We start from the raw sequence: 20863 nt of genomic DNA on the forward strand, positions 1-20863 counted from the left end.
CACATATCTCTTCAGATATCATCAATGTCAAAAAGCGTAGAGACAAAAACAAACCAGATGCGCCCTAAACTCTGGCGCGCCCCGCCTGAAATACCTCTGAATTCTTATCCAACTTCAGGTCCTTCGCGTCTCCGCTTCGATCCGTCCGCTGCCCCGTTACTGCGTGTCCGCTGCTCCGGTGAGGGGCGTTCTACGGTTAGTGGCTCAGACCCGCAACCCCTTTTTTCGGGAAAGTTCATTTTTTTCGAAAAACCCGAAAATAGCCGTGAAAACGGTATGTTAAGGTGCAAAAATTTCGCGGACCTTACGGCAGATTGCAAGATAGTTGCGCCCTGTTGGTGCACTGCCCACCATATCTAGTTTCACAGCCATGCATCGCCCTGCCGGTCGCGCAACTTGCTGGTGAATCGCGGCGCATTTTCGCGGAATCGCAGGAATCAGGATGCGTGTTTCGCGCGATTCCCGGGAATCAAACGTCGTGGCTAGGCCGTTGCGGCCTTTCGCCTCCAAGAACGGCGCAACCCCAGCAGACCCAGAATGATGACGAGGTAGATGATAGGCTCCAACTGGAAGCCTTTGACCAGCCACAGATAGTGGACGGCTCCCAGCACAGCGGCGGGGTAAGTCAGCAGATGCAGCTTGCGCCAGCTGGCAGCGCCAAGCTTGCGGACCATTGCATTGTTGGATGTGATCGCCAGCGGAAGCAGCATCAGGAAAGACGCCATGCCAACGGTTACATAAGGACGCTTCACGATCTCTTCCCAGACGCGCGCCAGTGTCTGCACATCAAGCAGCGCCCAGACCAAGAAATGAGCGAGCACAAAGAAGAAGGCCGTGACACCAATCGCGCGGCGGAACTTCAGCAGATTGATCCCCGCCCATTTGCGCAGCGGTGTCACGGTCAGACCGACCACAAGCAGGATCAGGGCAATCTCGCCGTATTCACGCTCAAGCGCGTTGATCGGCTCGACCAGATACTTGCCTTGCTGATTAACAGCCAACCAGAACTGCCAAGCGGCCCATGCGGCACCAACTATGTATATAGTCCATGCCGGAATTTTGCGCAGACCGGTGTTAAGCGTATTGGCAATCATGATGGGCTGTCCTTTGGCCGGTGGACCCTAGAAGTTCTGGGACAGGTCCATGCCTTCGTAAAGGCTGGCGACTTCATCTTCGTAGCCGTTGAACATCAGCGTATCCTGACGGCTGTTGAACAGACCGCCGCCGATCAGGCGTTCGGACGCTTGCGACCAGCGCGGGTGATCCACTGTCGGGTTCACATTACTATAGAAGCCGTATTCGCGCGCATTGGCGTTGTTCCAGCTGGTGGGCGGCTCCTCGTCGGTCAGGGTGATGCGGACGATCGACTTGATTGACTTGAAGCCGTACTTCCACGGCACAACCAGACGCATTGGCGCACCGTTCTGCTTTGGCATCGGCTCTCCATAGATACCGGTGGCCATCAGGGTCAGCGGGTGCATCGCCTCGTCCAGTCGCAGGCCCTCTACATAAGGAAAGTCCAAGACGCGCCGCTGCACGCCGATCATGTTCTCGGGCTGGACCACTGTTTCAAAGGCCACGTACTTGGCCCCATCCTGCACGCCCACGCGGTTCAGGATATCGGCCAGCTCAATACCGTTCCACGGGATCACCATCGACCACGCCTCGACACAGCGGAAGCGGTAGATGCGATCCTCGACCGTCAGCCCGCCCAGCAACTCCTCTGGTGTATAGTCGCCGGGATTGTCGACCATACCGTCAACCTTCACCGACCATGGCGTGATCTCAAGCTTGTCAGCATTGTCAGCCGGATCGCCTTTGCCAGTGCCAAACTCATAGTAGTTGTTGTAGCTGGTGATCTCTTCAAAGGTGTTCGGCTCCAGCGCGTCTTGCGCGTGCGCCGCACCGCCAGCCCCGACAAGACCGATTGCGCCCAGCCCTGCCGTGCCCGCCAAAATCTGTCTGCGGTTCAAAAAAGCGGCCTTGGGGGTCGCGTCGGCAAGGGTCAGGTCGTTCGTCCAGCGGTGGGCCATTGGGGCAATCCTTCGTTGTGCGTCTTTGTCTATCTGTAAGTATATACGCCTAAATAACAGGTTTGGTTTCTCACGTTCACGCCATTGATTGAAATAACCGCATCGATAAGGCGTCGTGCAAAGCGATGGCCTTGGTGGATCAAAGGGCAAATTGGCGCTGATTATCTACCCAAAAATGAGGCAATCATGCGGGCCTAGCGCCTTGGATCAAAAGTCTTTTTTAACAAAATCGTGAATTGAAATCGACAAAGGCCGCAGCTTAGGCGGGCAATCCGTTTCGTCAAATCGGGTCGGCGAAAACCCCCTGTGAACCGATCCGGCTTTTCATCAGTAACACCTACAATGCCAACGAGGGCATGCTTTTGAAACTGATAGGAGACTACAATGCTACGTCGTACATTCATGGCCACCGCCGCAGTCGCAACTTTCGCAACATCCGCGTTCGCTGATGGTCACTCCAAAGATATCGTGGACACAGCCGTTGAAGCCGGCACATTCACCACATTGGTCGCAGCCGTTGAGGCCGCCGGTCTGGTCGACACGCTGAAAGGCGAAGGCCCGTTTACCGTGTTCGCACCAACAGATGAGGCGTTTGCCGCACTGCCAGAGGGCACCGTCGAAGGTCTGCTGGAAGACACAGACGCGCTGACACAAATCCTGCTGTACCACGTCGTACCGGGCAAAGTGATGTCGTCCGATCTGACAGACGGCATGATGGCCACCACGGTCGAAGGTCGTGATATCGCAGTCGCAATCGGTGACAACGTACTGGTCGGCCCAGCAACAGTGACAGCCGCCGACATCGAGACATCCAACGGCGTGATCCACGTCATCGACACGGTCCTGATCCCAGAATAAGACGATCTGACCAACGTCAAAGGCCCGGCATTACGCCGGGCCTTTTTTGGTTTTGTAGTGAGCGTTCGGCAGTGCTTAGTGCACAACCGCATCATCTGGCTTGGGTCGTTGCGACCCTGACACACGGTCACCCACGATCAGACCATCTGGTCCGGCGCTGACCGATACGGTCGCACCGTCCAGCACGTCGCCAGCCAAAATCATCTCGGCCAGTTGATCCTGCAAGGCCCGCTGGATCACCCGCTTGAGCGGACGCGCACCAAACACAGGGTCATAGCCTTCGTCGGCCAACCACTTCAGCGCGCCATCGTCCAGATCAAGCGCGATGTTGCGGCTTGCCAGACGTTTCGCCAGACGACCAAGCTGGATTTCAACGATGCCAGCCATGTCATCGCGGGCCAGACGGTCAAAGATGATCGTCTCGTCCAGACGGTTCAGGAACTCGGGCCGGAAGTGTGCACGCACAGCTTCCATGACACCACGCTTCGCATCACCCGCATCCGCGCCATCGGGCAATTGGCTCAGCGCCTGCGCCCCAAGGTTCGACGTCAGGATGATCAGCGTCTGCTTGAAGTCCACAGTGCGGCCCTGACCATCGGTCAGCATACCGTCATCTAGAACCTGCAACAGCACGTTGAACACATCAGGGTGCGCCTTCTCGACCTCGTCGAACAGGACAACCTGATACGGACGTCGCCGCACAGCTTCGGTCAGCACGCCGCCTTCGTCATAGCCGACATAGCCCGGAGGGGCACCGATCAGACGGGCCACCGCGTGTTTCTCCATGAACTCCGACATATCGATGCGCACCATCGCGCTGTCATCGTCAAAGAGGTATTCGGCCACGGCCTTCGTCAGCTCGGTTTTACCCACGCCGGTTGGTCCAAGGAACAGGAACGACCCAAGCGGGCGGTTCTCGTCGTTTAGACCGGCACGCGCACGGCGCACGGCGTTGGCCACGGCACGCACAGCAGGTTTCTGACCGATCACGCGGCGACCAAGCTCGTCTTCCATGCGCAGCAGCTTGTCACGCTCGCCTTCCAGCATCTTGGACGTCGGGATACCCGTCCAGCGTTCCAGCACGGCGGCGATCTGCTCGGGGCGCACGGCTTCTTCGACCATCAGGTCTTCGGCTTCCTCGGCCTGCGCCAGCTTGCGCTCCAGATCGGGGATGACGCCGTAGGACAGCTCTCCGGCCTTGGCCAGATTACCTTCGCGCTTGGCGATATCCAGATCGGCACGAGCGCGGTCCAGCTGTTCCTTCACCTCGCGGGTGCCTTCCAGCTTGTCACGTTCGGCCTGCCATTTCGCGGTCATCTCGGACGCGCGGTCCTGCAGGTCGGCCAGTTCCTTTTCCAGCTTTTCCAGACGGTCAGCGGACGCGGCATCGTCTTCCTTGCCCAGCGCCATCGCTTCGATCTGCAATTGCAAAATCTGGCGATCCAGCGCGTCCAGTTCTTCCGGCTTGCTGTCCACTTCCATCCGCAACCGCGACGCCGCCTCGTCCACAAGGTCAATCGCCTTGTCGGGCAGGAAACGGTCGGTGATATAGCGGTGCGAGAGTGTCGACGCCGCAACCAGCGCGCTATCCGAAATGCGGATACCGTGGTGCAACTCGTACTTCTCTTTAATGCCGCGCAGAATGCTGATCGTGTCTTCAACAGTCGGCTCTTCCACCAACAGCGATTGGAAACGCCGCGCAAGGGCCGCGTCTTTCTCCACATACTTGCGGTATTCGTTCAGCGTCGTCGCACCGATACAGTGCAACTCACCCCGCGCCAGCGCAGGCTTGATCAGGTTGGCCGCATCCATCGCGCCTTCGGACGCGCCAGCGCCGACAAGCGTGTGCATTTCGTCGATGAACAGGATCACCTCACCCGCCGCCGTTTCGATATCTTTCAGAACCGACTTCAACCGCTCCTCAAACTCGCCACGGTATTTCGCGCCAGCAATTAGCGCGCCCATATCGAGCGACATCAGCCGCTTGTTGCGCAGGCTTTCGGGCACGTCACCATTCACGATCCGCAGGGCAAGGCCCTCGGCAATCGCAGTTTTACCCACGCCCGGCTCACCAATGAGTACAGGGTTATTCTTCGTGCGGCGCGACAACACCTGCATGGCACGGCGGATTTCCTCGTCGCGGCCAATGATCGGGTCGATCTTGCCTTCACGCGCAGCCTCGGTCAGGTCGCGGGCATATTTGTTCAGCGCGTCATAGCCATCTTCAGCCGACGCACTGTCAGCTGTCCGCCCCTTGCGCAGATCATTGATCGCGGCGTTCAGCCCCTTGGCCGTCACCAGACCCGCATCAAGCGCGTCCTTGGCCTTGGACTTCACCATGACCAGCGCCATCAAAAGGCGTTCCACAGGCACAAAGCTGTCGCCCGCTTTCTGGGCGATTTTCTCGGCCTCGGCCAGCACCTTGCCCGTGTTGCTATCCAGATAAATCTGTCCCGCATCGCCACTGACCTGCGGGATTTTCGCGACAGCCTCATCGGCGGCTTTGACGACACGCGCAGCATCACCACCGGATGCGGTGATCAGGTTGGCGGCCAGCCCCTCGGGGTCGTCCATCAGGGCTTTTAGAATGTGTTCGGGCGACAGGCGCTGGTGGCCTTCGCGCATCGCAATGGTCTGGGCAGCCTGAACAAAGCCGCGCGACCTCTCGGTGAACTTGTTAAGGTCCATGGGTCTTCTCCTTTGATAAGCGCCCGTTTGGCTGGATGCCCACCTGTGCGGCACATCCCTGATCGGGCCTCATCATCAAAATGGGGGCAATTTCGTGTGATGCAAGAAGGCCACAGTGCTTTTTTGTAGGTCATGACCGCCAAGTCAGCAATCCTGACCCATGTGGGGAGATTTCAGCCCAGTTTCCCCGACACATCCCGTCGCGGCCCCGCCATAAAGAGCCCGTTACAAGAGGTATCAGAATGACGCATGCAGTCGAAACCAGTGGTTTGCATTCCACAAACCGGCTTTTCCCGCTGAGCCCCACAATGGTGCGGGCCTTGCGAGCGGGTGATGACGCTTTGCCGCTTGTTCAAACCCGAGATGAGAATTCCGGCGGTTCACTTCCCCAGAAGCCGTAGGAACTAGCGTGGCCTTCGCGGGCCACAAAAGCAAAGGCGCAGTCTGCCCCAACAGACTGCGCCTTTTGTATTTTCAGCCTTCAACGGCGGGCATCAACCGTCTGGCAAGGTGCCATCGTTGGTTGTCTCGGTATAAATGTCGGTATCTGCGGGGCTGACGGCATTGCCGCTGAATTCCATCTGGGCTGCGGCTTCTGTATCGGATGTGTCCGCAGGCACGGTGCCGGTTTCATTCACTTGCACTTCTGGTCCGGGGGCGACATTCGGCTCGCTCGGATCATCTGTCACAGCAATGGCCACGCCGATCACGGCGATGGCTGCTACAGCAAGGATGGCAATTTTGGTGGCCGGATTGCCTGAGGTTGTCTGGGTCTCTGAATGGTCTGTCATAACGATTTCCTTTCACGGTTCCCCCCGATAACCCCTGTGCGCCGCCGTCTGTTCCCGTGCAATAATGCCGCAGGCCGCCATTGACCTCGATCCGTGAACAGGCCACTTCCGGCGGCACAGTCACATATAAAGGAGCCTTCCCCCATGTCCGATGACCGTTTGATCGTTGCGCTTGATGTCCCGAACGTCGTGGCGGGGCTTGAATTGACCTCCCGCATCGGTGACGCGGTCTCGTTCTATAAGATCGGTCTGGGCATGTTGACAGGTGGCGGGCTGGCTTTGGCGAATGAGCTGAAGCAGGAGCAGGGCAAACGCATTTTTCTGGATATGAAGCTGTTCGACATCGGTGCCACGGTTGAGGCTGCGGTGCGGGGTATCGCGCAATTCGATCTGGATTTCCTGACGGTGCACGGCGACCCCCATGTGGTGCGTGCCGCCCGCGAAGGTGCGTCCGGGTCTGATATGAAAATTCTGGCCGTATCGATCCTCACATCGCTGGACCGGTCGGATCTGGATGACGCCTGCATAAAGGACGGATCGGTTGAGGATCTGGTGGTAGAACGCGCAGGTCGGGCGTTTGATGCGGGCGCTGATGGCATGATCGCCTCGCCGCACGAGGCAGCAATGATCCGCGCCCTGCCCAAAGCGAAAGACAAACTGATCGTGACCCCGGGTGTACGCCCGGCAGGTGCGCCCCTTGGGGATCAAAAGCGGGTTATGACCCCTGCCAAGGCCATCGCCAACGGCGCAGATCATGTTGTCGTGGGGCGCCCGATCTGGCAGGCCGAAGACCCTGCTGCAGCGGCCCGCGCCATTCAGGCAGAGCTTGCAAGCCACTAGCACCGCCAGAAAAAATCGACCCGGCTGTGTCAAATCGATTCTTTCGCTTGAAACTTTTTTAGGCATTGCGCGTTACCAAGATGAAACACCACTCGCGGAGTTCATCAAATGCGGATCACGGCCCAGCGCTATAACTGTTTTGCAAATGCATTTTCGGCGTCGCTTGACGTCGATGAGGCAAGCCATGCCAAAACAGTGCCAAGCTGGATTTTTGGACCGCGCAATCTCGACATGCGTGTCGTGACTAAAAAGATGCGGCAGAAGGCGCTGGGGACCATTCCGGCAGCGCACGCGACTGCGGCAACACATTCAATCTGAAGGGCGACGCAAGATCGCTTTTAGGCGGGTCCGCAGTCACTGCGGAAGATACGAAAAGGAAGATAAAATGACAAATATTCAGCTTGGTGACGTTCGTTACAATGCACAGTCCGGCGCGTTTGAAGCCCGTGTCGACATCCAGCGCGGCAGCACAACTTTCCGCTACCCCTGCCACGTGACCGGCCCTGTCAATATGGATATGGCCGCAGTGCGCGCAGGTCTGAAACAGCGCGCCCTGCGCATGTCTGACACTGGTGCGGACCTGATGTCACAAATCTAAAGGTTACCGTCAGGATCGGTCGTTGCCACCGTCCCCCCCCCACACACATGCGTAACGCCCCCTGACAAAGGAACGGCCTGATTGATTTCAATCAGGCCGTTTTTTTATGCGGTGATGCGACGATGCGGGCTTTAGTTATCGTTGATATCGCGATCCCAGATCGTGACCTGACCATTCTTGAGCCCAAAGAAATAGCGCAGCCCCAGATACGCCAGCAGTGACAATACCGCAAAAATGACAAGCGTCAGTGGTAACGAGGCACCCGTCACCCCGATCAGGATCAGCAGACCCATCGTCAGTGCGCCCATCGCGAAACCCAGAAATATATACCCCGGAATAATCACCTCGGCTGTGGCCAGCACCAAGGCGGCCGACATCCAGACCCACCATTCAGACCAAAGCGGCATTATGATTTCCCCTTGAGCATGTTGAAGGCATTGCCAAAGGCCTCAAGCGCGTTGGCAGGCACAACAATCGTCTGGCTGCCCGTGCCATTGCCCAGCGCATTGAGCGCCTCGACCTGCTTGAGAGCAACCTGATACTGCGCTGCCTCCAGCCCGTTTTCGGCAATCGCGACAGCCACAACCTGCGTGGCATAGGCTTCCGCATCGGCGGCAATCCGGCGGGCCTTGGCCTCTTGCTCGGCGGCGTAAAGATCACCGTCGGCCTTCAGCTCTACCGACCGTTTTGTGCCTTCGGCCTCGGTCACTTGCGCACGACGCGCACGTTCGGCGTTCAGCTGTTGCAGCATTGCGGCGCGTGTGGCGGCATCAAGGTTCACATCCAGAATTTCCGCGCGGGTGACTTCGATTCCCCAGTCATCTACCTGCTGGGCAACCTGTTCGCGCACAGCCTCGATCAGACGGGAGCGGTTCGCCTGCACCTGATCCAGCTCCATTCGGCCAATCTCTGACCGGACAATGCCTGCCACCGTCGTCGAAATTGCGGCATCCACGTCGCGGATACGGTAAACCGTCTTTTCAGGCTCGATAATGCGATAGAACACAGAGGTTTCGACCTGCACCAATACGTTGTCAGACGTGATCGCGTCTTGCGCCATGCTGGGCAACTGCCGTTCAAGCACCGATACCTTGTGCCGCACGCGGTCCAGAAACGGCACGATAAAGTTGATGCCTGGCCCCAGCACCGACCGCAGACGGCCCAGCCGTTCGACCACATACTTTTCCGACTGCGGCACGATGCGGACACCTGCAAGAATACAGATGACGATAAAGAGCGCCAGCAACAGATAAACCAGATTTGGACCGACAAAATCCGCAAACACCTGCTCAAAATCCATTGCTGACACCTTTTTATGAAATCAGCACTTATATAGGCGCAGGCTAGGCTGGCCGCAATGTCGTGCTCTGTCCGGCACCAAGGCTATTGCTTTTGAACCGCGCAAGGACCGTGGCCGCAACTGCATCAGCCGTGGCCGGGCTGAGCGTCCAGCCAAGATGGCCGTGCCCTGTATTGTAGAACACGCGGTCGTTTTTGCCCTGCCCCACACGCGGCATCATGTTTGGCATCATCGGGCGCAGTCCGGCCCAGGGCACACAGTTTTCCGTCGACACCTCTGGAAAATGTGTTTCGACCCATTTGGTCAGCGGGCGCACGCGGCGGTCCAGAATATCGCGGTTTTCGCCGTTGAACTCTGCCGTGCCAGCCACGCGCAGGCGGTTTTTGCCCAAGCGAGAGGTGACGATTTTGGCTTTGTCATCCAGCAGCGACACCATCGGTGCGTGGGCCTGACTGGCCTCATCATCCAGATTAACTGTGATCGAATAGCCTTTGACCGGATAGATATTCACGCGGTCGCCCAGACGGTGCGCGAACTTGCGACTGGCGACACCAGCCGACACGACGATCCCGTCAAATTTCGCATCATCCCCACATTCCACATGCACGCCGTCTTCGCGCACGTGCAGGTCGGTGACAGGCTTGCCCAGACGGAACGTGACGCCCTGACGCTCCAGCCATTTGGCCAGACCGTTGGTGAACTTGTGAATGTCGCCAGTGCTATCGCTTTGGGTCCAGAACCCGCCGACAATATCGCCGCGCAGGTTCGGCTCTTTCGCCATCACCTCGTCCACGGACAGCTCGCGCCGGTCCAGCCCACCTTGGGTCAGCAGGCCATTGACCATGCGCGCATGTTTCAGGTCTTTTTGTGTCTCGTAAAAATGCAGGATACCGGCAGGGCTGAAATCGAAATCCACACCAGATCGTTCGGCCATTTCCGCCAGACCCGCGCGCGCTGTAACAGCCATGCCAGCGGTTTTTATGGTGTTGGCTTTGTAGTTGGGAATATTGGCCAGAAACTCTGCCATCCAGCTGATCTTGTGCCATGCGGGGCGCGGGTTCACCGACAGGGGCGCATCGCCCTGCATCATCCATTTAATGCCTTTGATCACGGTGGACCACTGGTTCCAGACCTCGGCATTGGACGCAGACAACTGCCCGCCATTGGCAAAGCTGGTTTCCATCGCGGCATAGCGCTGACGGTCGTAAACCGTAACGTCAAAACCGCGTGAATGAAGGGCGTAGGCTGTGGTGACACCAGTGATACCGGCACCAAGGATCGCAATATGAGGCATGGTCATTCCTTAACCATTGGACGCATTCCGCGCCGCTGCCCCCGCCGTCTGTTTACCTGAGAGATTCACCCGATTGTGCGGGCTTGCTCCTGCGGTGGACCATCCAAGGCCTCTCTTCGGCGTGTTGCACGCATCACCGGTCCTTTTGCCTGAGAGTGACCGGGGCGGTTGCTCCTTCGGCGCCGAATCTCCGGTCTCTCCCGGTGGGCGTGTTATGCGGGTTTCGTATCGGAAACCCGTCATTCAGGCAATACAATTTTGCGTCAATCCGCCGCAACGCCAGCCATCCAATCGCGCAAGCGCGGCGGGAAAGAAGGCACTACGTTTTCAAGCGATAAAAACGCGTCTGGCGTCATCAGATCCCATCGCTGCCCTTCGTCACCTAATGCGATTTCAGGATGCACGGTTGCGGGTAACCGCGCCACATAGAACCAGTTGAAATGATCAGGCTGATTGACCGACCGATAGTATTTTTGCCAGATCAGCGCGCTTTCAGGCAGGTGCAGGCTCACCTCCTCGCGGACCTCGCGTTGCAGGGTTTCAAACGGCGTTTCGCCAGCATCAGCCGTGCCGCCGGGAAAGTCCCAGCAATTCGGGCTCGGGATCGTGGGAATATCATCGCGCAGGATGACCAGCAGCTTTTCACCCACAAACAGGGCCGCATGTGATCCAAGAAAAGGGCGCTCCATATGACGCAGCATAGCCATTGTGGCAGCGCGGCACAGCCTTTATCTAAGGTCTATGCCCGCCTTATGCCGAGACTGTCTGACCACGTTTGAAAGTGGCGCACGATGCCCCGCGTGCCGCAGTCCGCGCACCTTGGCGCACCCCGAATTATTTGACCTGACCATCGCGCATATGGATTGCGACGCATTTTATGCCTCGGTCGAAAAGCGCGACAATCCCGAACTGGCCGACAAACCGGTGATCATCGGCGGCGGCAGGCGCGGGGTAGTCTCAACCGCGTGCTACGTGGCGCGCATCAAGGGCGTGAAATCAGCGATGCCCATGTTTCAGGCGCTGAAACTTTGTCCCGATGCGGTGGTCGTGAAGCCCCGCTTTGACGCCTACGTCGAAGCATCGCGCGCGATCCGTGCGATGATGGACGATCTGACACCGGTGGTCGAACCGCTGTCATTGGACGAGGCATTTATGGACATGACCGGCACCGCCCGCCTGCACGGCGCGCCGCCTGCGGTGATGCTGGCGCGGCTGATCAAGCGGATGAAAGACGAGGTCGGGCTGACAGGCTCAATCGGTTTGTCGCACAACAAATTTCTCGCCAAGGTCGCATCAGACCTGCAAAAACCCCGCGGCTTCTCAATCATTGGTGCTGAGGAGACAACGGAGTTCCTGCGCCCTAAACCCGTGCGGCTGATCTGGGGCATCGGGGCCGTCGCGCAAGAAAATCTGTCCAAGGCTGGCATCCGCACGTTTGACGATCTTCTGCGCTGGGACAGGCGCGACCTGCATGATCGCTTTGGCGGCATGGGAGAGCGACTGTATTCGCTGGCACGGGGCGAGGACGGGCGGAGGATTTCATCCAATACGCCTGTGAAAGGCTTGTCGAACGAAACGACGTTTCACGATGACACAGCCGATCCTGATATCCTTGACGGGCACTTGTGGCGCATGGCCGAAAAGGTGTCGGCCCGCGCCAAGGCCAAGGATAAAGCCGGGCTTGTGGTGACGCTGAAACTGAAAACATCCGACTTCAAACTGGTCAGTAAACGCCAAAGCCTGCGCCACCCCACGCAAATGGCCGACACGATCTATCGCACTGCGCGGGGGCTGTTTGAACAGGTCGCTGATCGCGGACCGTTCCGCCTGCTGGGCGTCGGCATTTCGCAATTGGCCCCCGCCAGCGATGCCGACCGCGAAGGCGACCTGCTGGACCCCGATGCAGGCAAACGCGCCAAGGCCGAAGCCGCCGCCGACAAGATCCGCGCTAAATTCGGCGATGCCGCAATCATCAAGGGCCGCGCCTTGCGATAAACTGGTCCGCCGCCTATCGTGGCTTCAACCAACGCCATCAACAAAAGGAGGACCAGTGCTGATATGACGATCACTCGCCGCCTTCAGCATGGTCCCCGTGCAGCCCTGCAGATGCGTTTGCAGGGCGGATAACGGGCCTTACAATTTGCCCATGGTCTGCCCGTAACGGTGCCTGCGTGCACCGCACCCCTTCTATCGGACCACATCAACATGACACTTCTCAATCTTCGCAATCTGGGCGTCACGCTTGGCAGCCCGCTTTTCACCGGCCTTGATCTGACGCTGAACAAGGGCGACAGGCTTGGCCTTGTTGCAGCCAACGGCGTTGGCAAATCAACGCTTCTGTCCTGCATCGACGGCAGTCTTGATCCGACCACCGGCGATATCACCACGGCCCGCGGCCTGCGCGTGGGCCATGTGCGCCAGCATGTGCCAGACGCTGATTTGGGCAAAACGCTATATGATCTGGTGCTGACTGCCCTGCCGCCTGATCAGCAGGATTTCGAAAGCTGGCGGGTGGACGTGGTGCTGGACGATCTGGCCGTACCGGTTGAGCTACATCAACGCCCCTTGTCCGAATTGTCTGGCGGATGGCAGCGCACCGCGATGCTGGCCGCGGCTTGGGTGTCCGAGCCTGACGTGCTGATGCTGGACGAGCCGACGAACCACCTCGATCTGACGCGCATCGGCCTGCTGCAAAAATGGCTGGCGCGCCTGCCGCGCGATGTGGCGGTGATCCTGACCAGCCACGACCGCGCCTTTCTGGACGAGGCGACAACACGCACGCTGTTCCTGCGCCAAGAGACGAGCCGCGATTTTGCCCTGCCCTACACGCCCGCCCGTGACGCGCTGGACGAGGCAGACGCCGCCGACAAACGCCGCTTTACCAATGAGATGCGGCAGGCCCAGCAGTTGCGCAAACAGGCGGCGAAGCTGAAAAACATCGGCATCAACTCCGGCTCTGACCTGTTGGTGAAAAAGACCAAGCAGCTGTCGGACCGCGCCGAGGCGATGGAGGCCGCTGCCAGACCAGGCTACAAAGAGCGCGGTGCAGGCGATATCAAGCTGGGCAACTCTGGCACGCACGCCAAGGCGCTTGTGACACTGGATGATGTGCAGGTGCAAACGCCGGACGGGCGCGATCTGTATCGGACAGGGCAAAAATGGATCAGCCGTGGCGACCGCGTGCTTTTGCTGGGGCGTAATGGTGCGGGCAAGACGCAGCTAGTGCGTATGGTGCATCACGCCCTGACCGGCGGAGAGAGCGCGATCACCCATACGCCGTCAGTGGTGCTGGGTTATTCTGATCAGGCGCTGTCGCAGCTTGATCCTGCCCAAACGCCGATGCAGACGGTCACCCATCAGTTTGACGTGGGCGATCAACGCGCGCGCGGGCTGCTGGCGGGTGCCGGTATGACGATTGCGATGCAAGATACCCCACTGGCGAAACTATCGGGCGGTCAGAAAGCGCGACTGGCGATGCTAGCGCTCCGGCTGACCCATCCCAATTTCTATCTGCTGGACGAGCCGACAAACCATCTGGATATCGATGGGCAAGAGGCATTGGAGGATGAGCTTGTGGCCCATGGCGCGTCCTGCCTGCTGGTCAGCCACGATCGTAGCTTTGTGCGGGCGGTTGCAAACCGGTTCTGGCTGGTGGATCGGAAGCGATTGATCGAAATTGATGATCCAGAGCCGTTCTTTGCCAGCGAACTGGCAGGCGGCGACTAGGCTATTCCGCGGCGACCCGCTGTCCGGTGTCGCGGCCAATGGCTGCGATCTCGGCGATCACGGCATTCAGACGGACCTTGAAATCATCAAACTGGTCGTTGGGCTCAAGCGACCGTTCGTCCATGTAAAGCGCACGGTCAATTTCGACCTGAATGGCGTGCTGCCTGCGGGACGGGCGGCCATAGTGTTGCGTGATATAGGCCCCTGCAAAGGGCATATTGCGGGCCACGCGGAAGCCGGCAGAGGCAAAAGCGGCCTCGATCCGTTCGACCAGCGACGCGGCACCGGCAGCGCCAAACCTGTCACCCAGCACGATATTGGGCCGCGCTGACCCCGGCGGGCCGACGTTTTCCAACGCCTCGTGCGGCATCGAATGGCAATCGATCAGGATCGCCTCGCCAAAGCTGTTCTGGCTTTGATCAAGCAGTGTTTGCAACTGGTCATGATAGGGGCGCCAGTAGTCGGACAACCGCCCGTGCGCCTCCGCCAAGGTCAGCTTGCCACGGTAGATCGCACGCCCATTGGCAACAACGCGCGGGATTACACCCAAACCGCTGGCCACACGCGGATTGTGCGACATGCGCCGCACCCCTTCGATCAGGGCGGGGTCAAGCTCTTCTGGGCCGCGGTTCAGATCAATGAACGCACGCGGCGCCAGCGCCTTAAGAAATGGCGCTCCCTGTTCGCTTGCAGTATCAAATAGCTGATCGACAAAGGCATCCTCGGACGACCGGATCGCGGTTTCATCCAGAACCGCCTTGCGCAAAAACGCGCGCGGATAGGCCCGCCCCGAATGCGGAGAGGCGAAAACAACACTTGTCGTGCGCTGCGCAGGTAGATCGAGTTGAAAGGCCTTGCTGGTCATGATGTCTCCAATACAGCATTATGTAGCGCAGAAAAAGCTTTTGCCAAAAGACCTTGGAACAGTCTCAAAACCTCTTGATCCCCTCTCCGACTCCTTTTATACGCCCCACACCTGACGCGGTTCGCCCGCGTCCTGTTTCGTTATAGGGCGCAAGGTAAGTCGTTGAAAGTAATGGATGATTAGCTCAGCGGTAGAGCACTTCGTTGACATCGAAGGGGTCACTGGTTCGATCCCAGTATCGTCCACCATGATTTCACGCGCAGCATCACGCTGCGTCACTGCAACCCAAGGCGCATCGCCGCGCCGCGACAAGAAGGACCGAACACATGAAAGTTCGCAACTCCCTCCGCTCGCTCAAGCAGCGTCATCGCGATTGCCGCGTCGTGCGCCGTAAGGGCCGCGTCTATGTGATCAACAAGACGCAACGCCGGTTCAAGGCCCGTCAGGGCTAAACCGCTGCAAGTAGCAAGTTTGAAGGGTCGCACCGTAAGGCGCGACCCTTTTTCTTTGGGACGAAGGATGTCGGGTTAATCCTGCGACCCCGTAAAGGCACCAATCTCGCGGTAGGGGTTGTCCGAAATCGGGTTGTTATACTGAAGGGTCAGAACCCCAGCGACCGCGTCGCCAGTTTCACCACCAAATGTTCCATCGACCTGTCCGGATTGGTAGATATACGTTCCACTTCCGTAGGTCCGTTCGCCGCCGGTTGCCATGGCAGAGAACGTTCCATTATCGGCGATCATGCCATTCGAGATCTGGATATCTGCCAGCGTCTCCACGGCGGGGGCCGCAGTTCCGTCGATATCAAGAATCTCACGATCCGTGATGGAGCCCGATAGCGTCATATCTTCAAAACCGACTGTCAGCGCAACATCACCATCCATCACCCGAAACACGTTTTGATCGCCTGGCGTACCATCATCCATAAACATACCGGCATATGCGCCGCTATAGGTCGCGTTCATGGTGGTCGGCAATTCGGCATCTCCCAAGCGCCCGAATTCGAAACCGCGCAAGTTGCTCCCGCCATCGGCAGCCGTTGCCACGGCAAAGACATCACCGTTCTGGGCGATCGCTGTATAATGGACGGGTGCGCCGCTCTCGAAAACCTGCGCCTCGCCATTGGTGATCCGTGCGGTGTTACGCGGATCGGTGACGGCAGCGCCGTTCAGGGTCAGCGTGCCTGCCCCTGTATTATAGGCCGTCGGCGTGCCACCTTCGACAAAGGTTGCAGGCGCAAGCATGATGGGCGCATCGGCTGTTGATCCACCGCAGGCGGCCAAAAGCCCAAGTCCAAAACACGACGGAATAGCTGTTTTCAAAGTCATCATCTGTACAGTTCCTTCTAAAATCGCATGAAAAATCGATCCGGCCCCTGATGGGGGAAACGCGAAAAAACTTTTGATAAAAGATGCAGAAGCCTCGGGCCGGTAATTGGCAGCAACCGCATGTCTAACACCCGAAACGTAACACAAAGCGCGCAAATCACCGAGTCGGGTTTTCCTGACACCCCTGACCTGTCCGCTGGGGGTTTTCCTGACCTTGGCCACCTTACCTCTGGTCACCGCAAAGGCGTTCGGACTAGGCTGTGGCCATCTTGAACACGAAACCAATAGTGAGGGGTATTTTCACATGGCAGTCATTCAATTGAAGTCGGTCGCGCTTGCGACGGCAATGCTGGGGCTTGCTGCACCGGCGATGGCCCAGAACCTTTGTGGCGGCGCAGGCGATGGCGGCCAGTGGATCGGTGGCAGCGAGGGCGCGTCAGATATTGCGACCGCTGGCGGCTATCAGGAACAAATGGCGCTGGTCTTGGGCGGCAACGAATATGTCTCGCTCTTTACCGTGTCCGCACCATCCGAAGTCCGTGTGGAGGCCGAAGGGCGTGGCGCGGGTGACCCGCTAATCGACCTGATCGACGACAGCGGCAACATCATCCTGTCTGACGATGACAGCGGCGGCAACGGGGCCGCACGCGGCGAAATGATGCTGGAGCCCGGCACCTATTGCATGGCCATGCAAAGCTATGACGGCGCGCCAATGACCGCCTTTGTGCGCATCGGCCTGACTAGCCACGAAGCACTGACAGAGGGCGTTGGCGGCATCGAAACACCGCAGCCGCAGGTGGAACCAACCGATACGGTTGATGTGCCGCTGAACGAAAGCGGTAACTGTTCCAACGGCATTGTCGTCGGCAACAACGATGCAATCCGTGCAGGCTTTAGCGACACACGCTCGGTCGATGAAAACGGGTTCTATCTGTTCACGCTCGACAGCCCGATGGCGGTGTCGATTACAGCCGAGAACGAAGACGCTGATCCGGTGGTCACGCTTTATGACGGTGCGGAAAACTATCTTGGCGAGAACGACGACTATGATGGTCTGAATTCGCGTCTTGATCAGCAAAGCCCGCTGCCCGCAGGCGACTATTGCATCTCTGTGACCGCGTTGAACGATACATCCCTGCCAATCACGCTTGGCCTGTCTGAATATGACGCGAACGCCGCTTTGGCATCGCTCTATGATCGCGGTGAAGCTGCGCCGCCGCTGGATGGCTCTGTTCCCGTCACCGACCTTGGCACGCTGGGCAGCCGCTTGCGTCAGGACGCGCAGATCATGACGCAGGTCACGTGGTATTCGGTCAACATCGACGAGCCCGGCCTGATGATCATTGAGGCGATCTCGGCTGGTGATGCAGGTGATCCGTGGATCATCGTCTATGACGATCTAGGCCGCGAGGTTGCGCAGAACGATGACTATGGCAACAGCCTGAACAGCCTTGTCGCCGCGCGTGTGAATATCGGCACCTATGTCGTGGGCGTCGGCGACATCAACGACAGCACATCGAACTTTGGCCGCTTGCTGTTCGAACGCTACGTGCCCGCCCGCTAAGACGGGATAACCCTAACAAAGCAAAGCCCCCGCCGGACACATCCGGCGGGGGCTTTTTTAGTCTTATAGTCTGGTTATTGATCGGCCAGCGACTGGATACCTTCCGCCAGAAGCCGCGCCACTGTGACCTCGTCCAGATACCCTGTCGCGTCCAGCGACCGATTTTGCTGGAAACTGGCAATCGCCTCGCGGGTTTGCGCATCAAACGTGCCGTCGACGTTTCCCGGATCCAGCCCGATCTGCCCCAAGCGGGCCTCGACCAGCCGCAGCGTGATGGCATTCAGGCCAAGCGCTTGCTCGCGTGCTGTTTCCTCGGCCACATCAGCGGGCGATTGCAGCGCCCTGATTTCGGCACGCGCGGCGCTGGCGTTGATCCCTTCGGGGTATGCCTCAAGGTAGGCTGCATAGCTGTCTTGCGTGTTAGCCTCTTGAGCGGCGGCCCACGCGGCATTGTCCTGCGCACGGGCTGTCTCGGCCATCGCATTCAACAGATCCTGCGCTTGGGACGCATAGGTGCCATTGGGATACCGCGCCAGATAGGCCCGCAAACCCGGCGCATCGCCCTGCGCACCGGTTTCATCCCAATAGGCCCGATCAAGGCGCAGCTCTTCCTGCCGCGCGCGTTCGCGTTCAGCCTCCAGTTCGGCCGTACGCCGTGCGGCCTGCGCATCAAGCCGGGTGATCTGTTCAGCGGTCAGGAATGTGGTCTGGGCGTACCCATTCTGCTGTTGCCAGTTCAGGATGGCGCTACGCGATCCGGCGCCGAAAATCCCGTCGATCCCGCGTGGATCGAAATTCAGCACTGTCAGGTTCTGCTGCACCTCGCGCCGTTGCGCGCGTGTCAGGTCCAGCGCCTCTTCGGCCAGACGCGCAGGGCGGTTTGGCTCGGTTTCAATCTCGGCGATCAAGTCCTGTGCCTCGCTTGCGAATTGCCCTTGCGGATAGCGCGTCAGATAGTTGCGGTAGGCGTCGAGCGTATCCAGCGCACGGGCACCATCCCACAAGGCTTGCTCTGCACTGGGGTCAACAATGGGATCATCCGCAGGCGGATCGGCGGTTTGCGTCTGTGCAGCCACAAGCACCAACTGCTCTGGCGCATAGCCTTGCACACGCAGCCCGCGATCATCCTGCACCAGCGCCATCAGATCAGCGCCTGGCGCCGCCGCAGCCTGCACAAAATCCGCGATATCAGACGGATCACCCGTCACAACCGTCACGCCCTGCGGGATTGTCAAAGTTCCAACGCCTTCGCGCAGATAGGTGTCATAGGCTGCATTTTCTGCCGCGTCGTATCCCAAGGCCAGCACGGATTGTCCCTGCGGCCCGACCATGACCTGCAAAACGCTTTCCAGCGACACGGCACCTTCAAGCGCAAAAAGCGAAGGGCCGCCGGTATCAACGGGCAAGAACCACGTGCGATCGCCGTCGGTTGCGAATTGCCCCATCAGCGCCGCGACAAGCCTATCGCTGTCACCCGACCCAGCCGCAAAGCCTTGCACGGCGTCGCGCAGACCGCTGCCCGTTGCATTTGTCGATTGGGTGACATCAAAGCCCGCCGCCGCAAGCGCATCGACAGGCGCATCAATGGCGTCTGCGCCGACAAGCTGATCCAGCTCCACATAGCGGGCGTTGCCAAGCACCAACGCCTCGTCCGCCCACGCGGGCCCCGCCGCAATCATGGCCATCAGGGTGATCTGTCTCATGGCGTCAATCCTTTCGTGCGATGCCCGTCTCGGCGGGCCATTCAGGTGTCGTAGGTACGTCGATCCTCGATAACGATACCATCGCGGGGCAACGTCCCGTCATCACAACACATGACAGTCCCTTTCAGTTTCAAAACGTCCTGAACGGCGGTGCTGATTGCGCCCTCGTCCAGTGATGTACCTTCGACCTGCACAGTCATCGTGTCGCTATCGCCATCCCGATCTGCGATCACCCGCGCGCGCGTCGCCCCGTCAATCCTGCTGACAAGTGTCGCCACCTGTTCAGGGCGCACAAACATGCCTTTGATCTTGGTGGTCTGATCCGCGCGACCCATCCAGCCCTTGATCCGCATATTGGTGCGGCCGCACGGGCTTTGACCCACCAGCACGGCGCTCAGATCACCGGTGGCAAAGCGGATCAGCGGGTAGTCAGGGTTCAGCGATGTCACAACAACCTCACCCACGTCACCATCAGGCACGGGGTCACCTGTGCCAGGTGTCACGATCTCGACGATCACGCCTTCATCAACGATCAATCCTTCGCCGGGGGTCGTCTCGTAGGCGATATTACCCAGATCGGCGGTGGCATAGGCTTGCAAACATGTGATCCCGCGATCCGCGTAGAACTGGCGCAGCTGCGGGAACAGCGCCCCGCCCGACACTGCCGCCTTTGTTATTTTGAGGCTGACACCCATGGCATCCGCCTTTTCCAGAATGACCTTCAGATAATCCGGCGTGCCTGCGTAGGCGGTGCAACCGATGGCCGCTGCGGCCTGCACCTGTAGCTCTGTCTGGCCCGTGCCCGCCGGCAGCACCGTGGCCCCCACGGCCCGCGCGCCGTTTTCAAACATCGTGCCAGCCGGCGTCAGGTGGTAGCCGAAACAGTTCTGCACAATATCGCCCTGACCAATGCCACAGGCCGTCAGAAAGCGCGCAAATCGCCACCAGTCGGTGCTGCTCCCGCCCGGTTCATAGATCGGACCGGGGGATTGGAACACATGGGTGATATTGCTGACGGGGATGCCACCAAAGGGCGGGGTCTCGGTCTGCCATTTCACAAGGTCGGATTTGCGCAGCACTGGCAGGTGGCGCAGGTCGTCGAAAGACTGAACCCTGTCGCCACCTGTCAGGCAAGACTGCTCTGCTGCGTCCACGATTTTGATCTGCCCTAATAGCGCCGCAAGCTGCGCGGTCTCCCGATCCGCTTGGCTGCGGGTCTCCAGATCGTTGTAAAAAGTGGTCATTGCAGTCTCCGTTATCAGGTCCACCCCCACA

At 59.0% G+C, this 20863-nt stretch carries 19 protein-coding genes, 1 tRNA gene and 1 riboswitch; of the genes, 8 read left to right on the forward strand and 12 right to left on the reverse strand.

All coding sequences use genetic code 11. From position 1 onward, the window contains the following. Nucleotides 1-482: 482 nt before the first annotated feature. Together msrQ and msrP are read right to left on the reverse strand one after the other, a co-directional pair. Nucleotides 483-1094 carry a protein-methionine-sulfoxide reductase heme-binding subunit MsrQ gene (gene msrQ, locus V8J84_RS00005; protein WP_339927402.1) on the reverse strand — a complete coding sequence of 204 codons (612 nt, stop codon included), beginning with the start codon at nt 1092-1094 and terminating at the stop codon, nt 483-485. Nucleotides 1095-1121: 27 nt separating this feature from the next. Continuing rightward, on the reverse strand, nt 1122-2033 hold the full coding sequence (gene msrP, locus V8J84_RS00010) for a protein-methionine-sulfoxide reductase catalytic subunit MsrP (protein ID WP_339927403.1): 912 nt from the start codon (nt 2031-2033) through the stop codon (nt 1122-1124). Nucleotides 2034-2417: 384 nt separating this feature from the next. Here msrP and V8J84_RS00015 point away from each other — a divergent pair, with 384 nt between their 5' ends. Next, complete coding sequence (locus tag V8J84_RS00015) at nt 2418-2891, forward strand: fasciclin domain-containing protein (protein WP_339927404.1); 474 nt, start codon at nt 2418-2420, stop codon at nt 2889-2891. A gap of 75 nt (nt 2892-2966) precedes the next feature. Here V8J84_RS00015 and clpB read toward each other — a convergent pair whose 3' ends face one another. Both clpB and V8J84_RS00025 read right to left on the reverse strand, forming a co-directional pair. Beyond that, nucleotides 2967-5579 (reverse strand): ATP-dependent chaperone ClpB, encoded by a 2613-nt coding sequence (gene clpB, locus V8J84_RS00020; protein ID WP_339927405.1) that lies wholly within the window; start codon nt 5577-5579, stop codon nt 2967-2969. A gap of 494 nt (nt 5580-6073) precedes the next feature. Further along, entirely contained in the window at nt 6074-6370 is a 297-nt protein-coding gene (locus V8J84_RS00025) for a hypothetical protein (protein ID WP_339927406.1), read from the reverse strand. Nucleotides 6371-6514: 144 nt separating this feature from the next. On the opposite strand from V8J84_RS00025, the gene pyrF reads away from it, so the two are divergent. Then, nucleotides 6515-7210, forward strand: a complete 696-nt coding sequence (gene pyrF, locus V8J84_RS00030) for an orotidine-5'-phosphate decarboxylase (protein WP_339927407.1) — start codon at nt 6515-6517, stop codon at nt 7208-7210. 385 nt (nt 7211-7595) lie between these two features. After that, nucleotides 7596-7808 (forward strand): orotidine 5'-phosphate decarboxylase, encoded by a 213-nt coding sequence (locus V8J84_RS00035; RefSeq protein ID WP_339927409.1) that lies wholly within the window; start codon nt 7596-7598, stop codon nt 7806-7808. A 131-nt stretch (nt 7809-7939) separates the two neighbouring features. Here the strand turns inward: V8J84_RS00035 and V8J84_RS00040 are convergent, their stop codons facing one another. From V8J84_RS00040 to V8J84_RS00055, 4 genes are all read right to left on the reverse strand, one after another. Then, nucleotides 7940-8215, reverse strand: coding sequence for an NfeD family protein (locus V8J84_RS00040; protein ID WP_339927411.1), 276 nt, complete (start codon nt 8213-8215; stop codon nt 7940-7942). Next, the gene (locus tag V8J84_RS00045; RefSeq protein WP_339927412.1) at nt 8215-9108 is read right to left on the reverse strand and encodes an SPFH domain-containing protein; all 894 of its coding nucleotides are present in this window, start codon (nt 9106-9108) and stop codon (nt 8215-8217) included. The genes V8J84_RS00040 and V8J84_RS00045 overlap by 1 nt, the downstream gene beginning before the upstream one ends. Nucleotides 9109-9151: 43 nt before the next feature. Further along, nucleotides 9152-10402, reverse strand: a complete 1251-nt coding sequence (locus V8J84_RS00050; protein ID WP_339927414.1) for a D-amino acid dehydrogenase — start codon at nt 10400-10402, stop codon at nt 9152-9154. Between the two features lie 127 nt (nt 10403-10529). Further along, nucleotides 10530-10615, reverse strand: a riboswitch (glycine riboswitch). A 50-nt stretch (nt 10616-10665) separates the two neighbouring features. After that, on the reverse strand, nt 10666-11091 hold the full coding sequence (locus V8J84_RS00055) for an NUDIX hydrolase (RefSeq protein ID WP_339927415.1): 426 nt from the start codon (nt 11089-11091) through the stop codon (nt 10666-10668). A 52-nt stretch (nt 11092-11143) separates the two neighbouring features. Here V8J84_RS00055 and V8J84_RS00060 point away from each other — a divergent pair, with 52 nt between their 5' ends. Continuing rightward, entirely contained in the window at nt 11144-12397 is a 1254-nt protein-coding gene (locus V8J84_RS00060; protein ID WP_339927417.1) for a DNA polymerase IV, read from the forward strand. A gap of 210 nt (nt 12398-12607) precedes the next feature. Next, nucleotides 12608-14128: an ABC-F family ATP-binding cassette domain-containing protein gene (locus V8J84_RS00065; protein ID WP_339927418.1), complete on the forward strand. Its 1521-nt coding sequence runs from the start codon at nt 12608-12610 to the stop codon at nt 14126-14128. 1 nt (nt 14129) lies between these two features. Here the strand turns inward: V8J84_RS00065 and V8J84_RS00070 are convergent, their stop codons facing one another. Continuing rightward, nucleotides 14130-14993 (reverse strand): N-formylglutamate amidohydrolase, encoded by an 864-nt coding sequence (locus V8J84_RS00070; RefSeq protein ID WP_339927420.1) that lies wholly within the window; start codon nt 14991-14993, stop codon nt 14130-14132. A 173-nt stretch (nt 14994-15166) separates the two neighbouring features. Here V8J84_RS00070 and V8J84_RS00075 point away from each other — a divergent pair. Together V8J84_RS00075 and ykgO are read left to right on the forward strand one after the other, a co-directional pair. After that, nucleotides 15167-15241 (forward strand) — tRNA-Val (locus V8J84_RS00075). 78 nt (nt 15242-15319) lie between these two features. Next, complete coding sequence (ykgO, locus tag V8J84_RS00080) at nt 15320-15445, forward strand: type B 50S ribosomal protein L36 (RefSeq protein WP_010141322.1); 126 nt, start codon at nt 15320-15322, stop codon at nt 15443-15445. 75 nt (nt 15446-15520) lie between these two features. On the opposite strand, the gene V8J84_RS00085 is transcribed toward ykgO, so the two are convergent. After that, entirely contained in the window at nt 15521-16324 is an 804-nt protein-coding gene (locus V8J84_RS00085; RefSeq protein ID WP_339927421.1) for a hypothetical protein, read from the reverse strand. 301 nt (nt 16325-16625) lie between these two features. Between V8J84_RS00085 and V8J84_RS00090 the strand changes: the two genes are divergently transcribed. Continuing rightward, nucleotides 16626-17885 (forward strand): ABC transporter substrate-binding protein, encoded by a 1260-nt coding sequence (locus tag V8J84_RS00090; RefSeq protein WP_339927423.1) that lies wholly within the window; start codon nt 16626-16628, stop codon nt 17883-17885. Nucleotides 17886-17959: 74 nt separating this feature from the next. Here V8J84_RS00090 and V8J84_RS00095 read toward each other — a convergent pair whose 3' ends face one another. Further along, nucleotides 17960-19588 (reverse strand): peptidoglycan-binding domain-containing protein, encoded by a 1629-nt coding sequence (locus V8J84_RS00095; RefSeq protein ID WP_339927425.1) that lies wholly within the window; start codon nt 19586-19588, stop codon nt 17960-17962. A 41-nt stretch (nt 19589-19629) separates the two neighbouring features. Continuing rightward, complete coding sequence (locus V8J84_RS00100; RefSeq protein ID WP_339927427.1) at nt 19630-20832, reverse strand: phenylacetate--CoA ligase family protein; 1203 nt, start codon at nt 20830-20832, stop codon at nt 19630-19632. Between the last annotated feature and the right edge of the window lie 31 nt (nt 20833-20863).

The sequence above is a fragment of the Yoonia sp. 208BN28-4 genome (assembly GCF_037543925.1).
GTDB lineage: Bacteria > Pseudomonadota > Alphaproteobacteria > Rhodobacterales > Rhodobacteraceae > Yoonia.

What these genes read in the sequence shown, in the direction of transcription:
- msrQ (WP_339927402.1), bottom strand. Translation starts at nt 1,094, where the DNA reads ATGATTGCCAATACGCTTAACACCGGTCTGCGCAAAATTCCGGCATGG.
- msrP (WP_339927403.1), bottom strand. Translation starts at nt 2,033, where the DNA reads ATGGCCCACCGCTGGACGAACGACCTGACCCTTGCCGACGCGACCCCC.
- V8J84_RS00015 (WP_339927404.1), top strand. Translation starts at nt 2,418, where the DNA reads ATGCTACGTCGTACATTCATGGCCACCGCCGCAGTCGCAACTTTCGCA.
- clpB (WP_339927405.1), bottom strand. Translation starts at nt 5,579, where the DNA reads ATGGACCTTAACAAGTTCACCGAGAGGTCGCGCGGCTTTGTTCAGGCT.
- V8J84_RS00025 (WP_339927406.1), bottom strand. Translation starts at nt 6,370, where the DNA reads ATGACAGACCATTCAGAGACCCAGACAACCTCAGGCAATCCGGCCACC.
- pyrF (WP_339927407.1), top strand. Translation starts at nt 6,515, where the DNA reads ATGTCCGATGACCGTTTGATCGTTGCGCTTGATGTCCCGAACGTCGTG.
- V8J84_RS00035 (WP_339927409.1), top strand. Translation starts at nt 7,596, where the DNA reads ATGACAAATATTCAGCTTGGTGACGTTCGTTACAATGCACAGTCCGGC.
- V8J84_RS00040 (WP_339927411.1), bottom strand. Translation starts at nt 8,215, where the DNA reads ATGCCGCTTTGGTCTGAATGGTGGGTCTGGATGTCGGCCGCCTTGGTG.
- V8J84_RS00045 (WP_339927412.1), bottom strand. Translation starts at nt 9,108, where the DNA reads ATGGATTTTGAGCAGGTGTTTGCGGATTTTGTCGGTCCAAATCTGGTT.
- V8J84_RS00050 (WP_339927414.1), bottom strand. Translation starts at nt 10,402, where the DNA reads ATGCCTCATATTGCGATCCTTGGTGCCGGTATCACTGGTGTCACCACA.
- V8J84_RS00055 (WP_339927415.1), bottom strand. Translation starts at nt 11,091, where the DNA reads ATGGAGCGCCCTTTTCTTGGATCACATGCGGCCCTGTTTGTGGGTGAA.
- V8J84_RS00060 (WP_339927417.1), top strand. Translation starts at nt 11,144, where the DNA reads ATGCCCGCCTTATGCCGAGACTGTCTGACCACGTTTGAAAGTGGCGCA.
- V8J84_RS00065 (WP_339927418.1), top strand. Translation starts at nt 12,608, where the DNA reads ATGACACTTCTCAATCTTCGCAATCTGGGCGTCACGCTTGGCAGCCCG.
- V8J84_RS00070 (WP_339927420.1), bottom strand. Translation starts at nt 14,993, where the DNA reads ATGACCAGCAAGGCCTTTCAACTCGATCTACCTGCGCAGCGCACGACA.
- ykgO (WP_010141322.1), top strand. Translation starts at nt 15,320, where the DNA reads ATGAAAGTTCGCAACTCCCTCCGCTCGCTCAAGCAGCGTCATCGCGAT.
- V8J84_RS00085 (WP_339927421.1), bottom strand. Translation starts at nt 16,324, where the DNA reads ATGATGACTTTGAAAACAGCTATTCCGTCGTGTTTTGGACTTGGGCTT.
- V8J84_RS00090 (WP_339927423.1), top strand. Translation starts at nt 16,626, where the DNA reads ATGGCAGTCATTCAATTGAAGTCGGTCGCGCTTGCGACGGCAATGCTG.
- V8J84_RS00095 (WP_339927425.1), bottom strand. Translation starts at nt 19,588, where the DNA reads ATGAGACAGATCACCCTGATGGCCATGATTGCGGCGGGGCCCGCGTGG.
- V8J84_RS00100 (WP_339927427.1), bottom strand. Translation starts at nt 20,832, where the DNA reads ATGACCACTTTTTACAACGATCTGGAGACCCGCAGCCAAGCGGATCGG.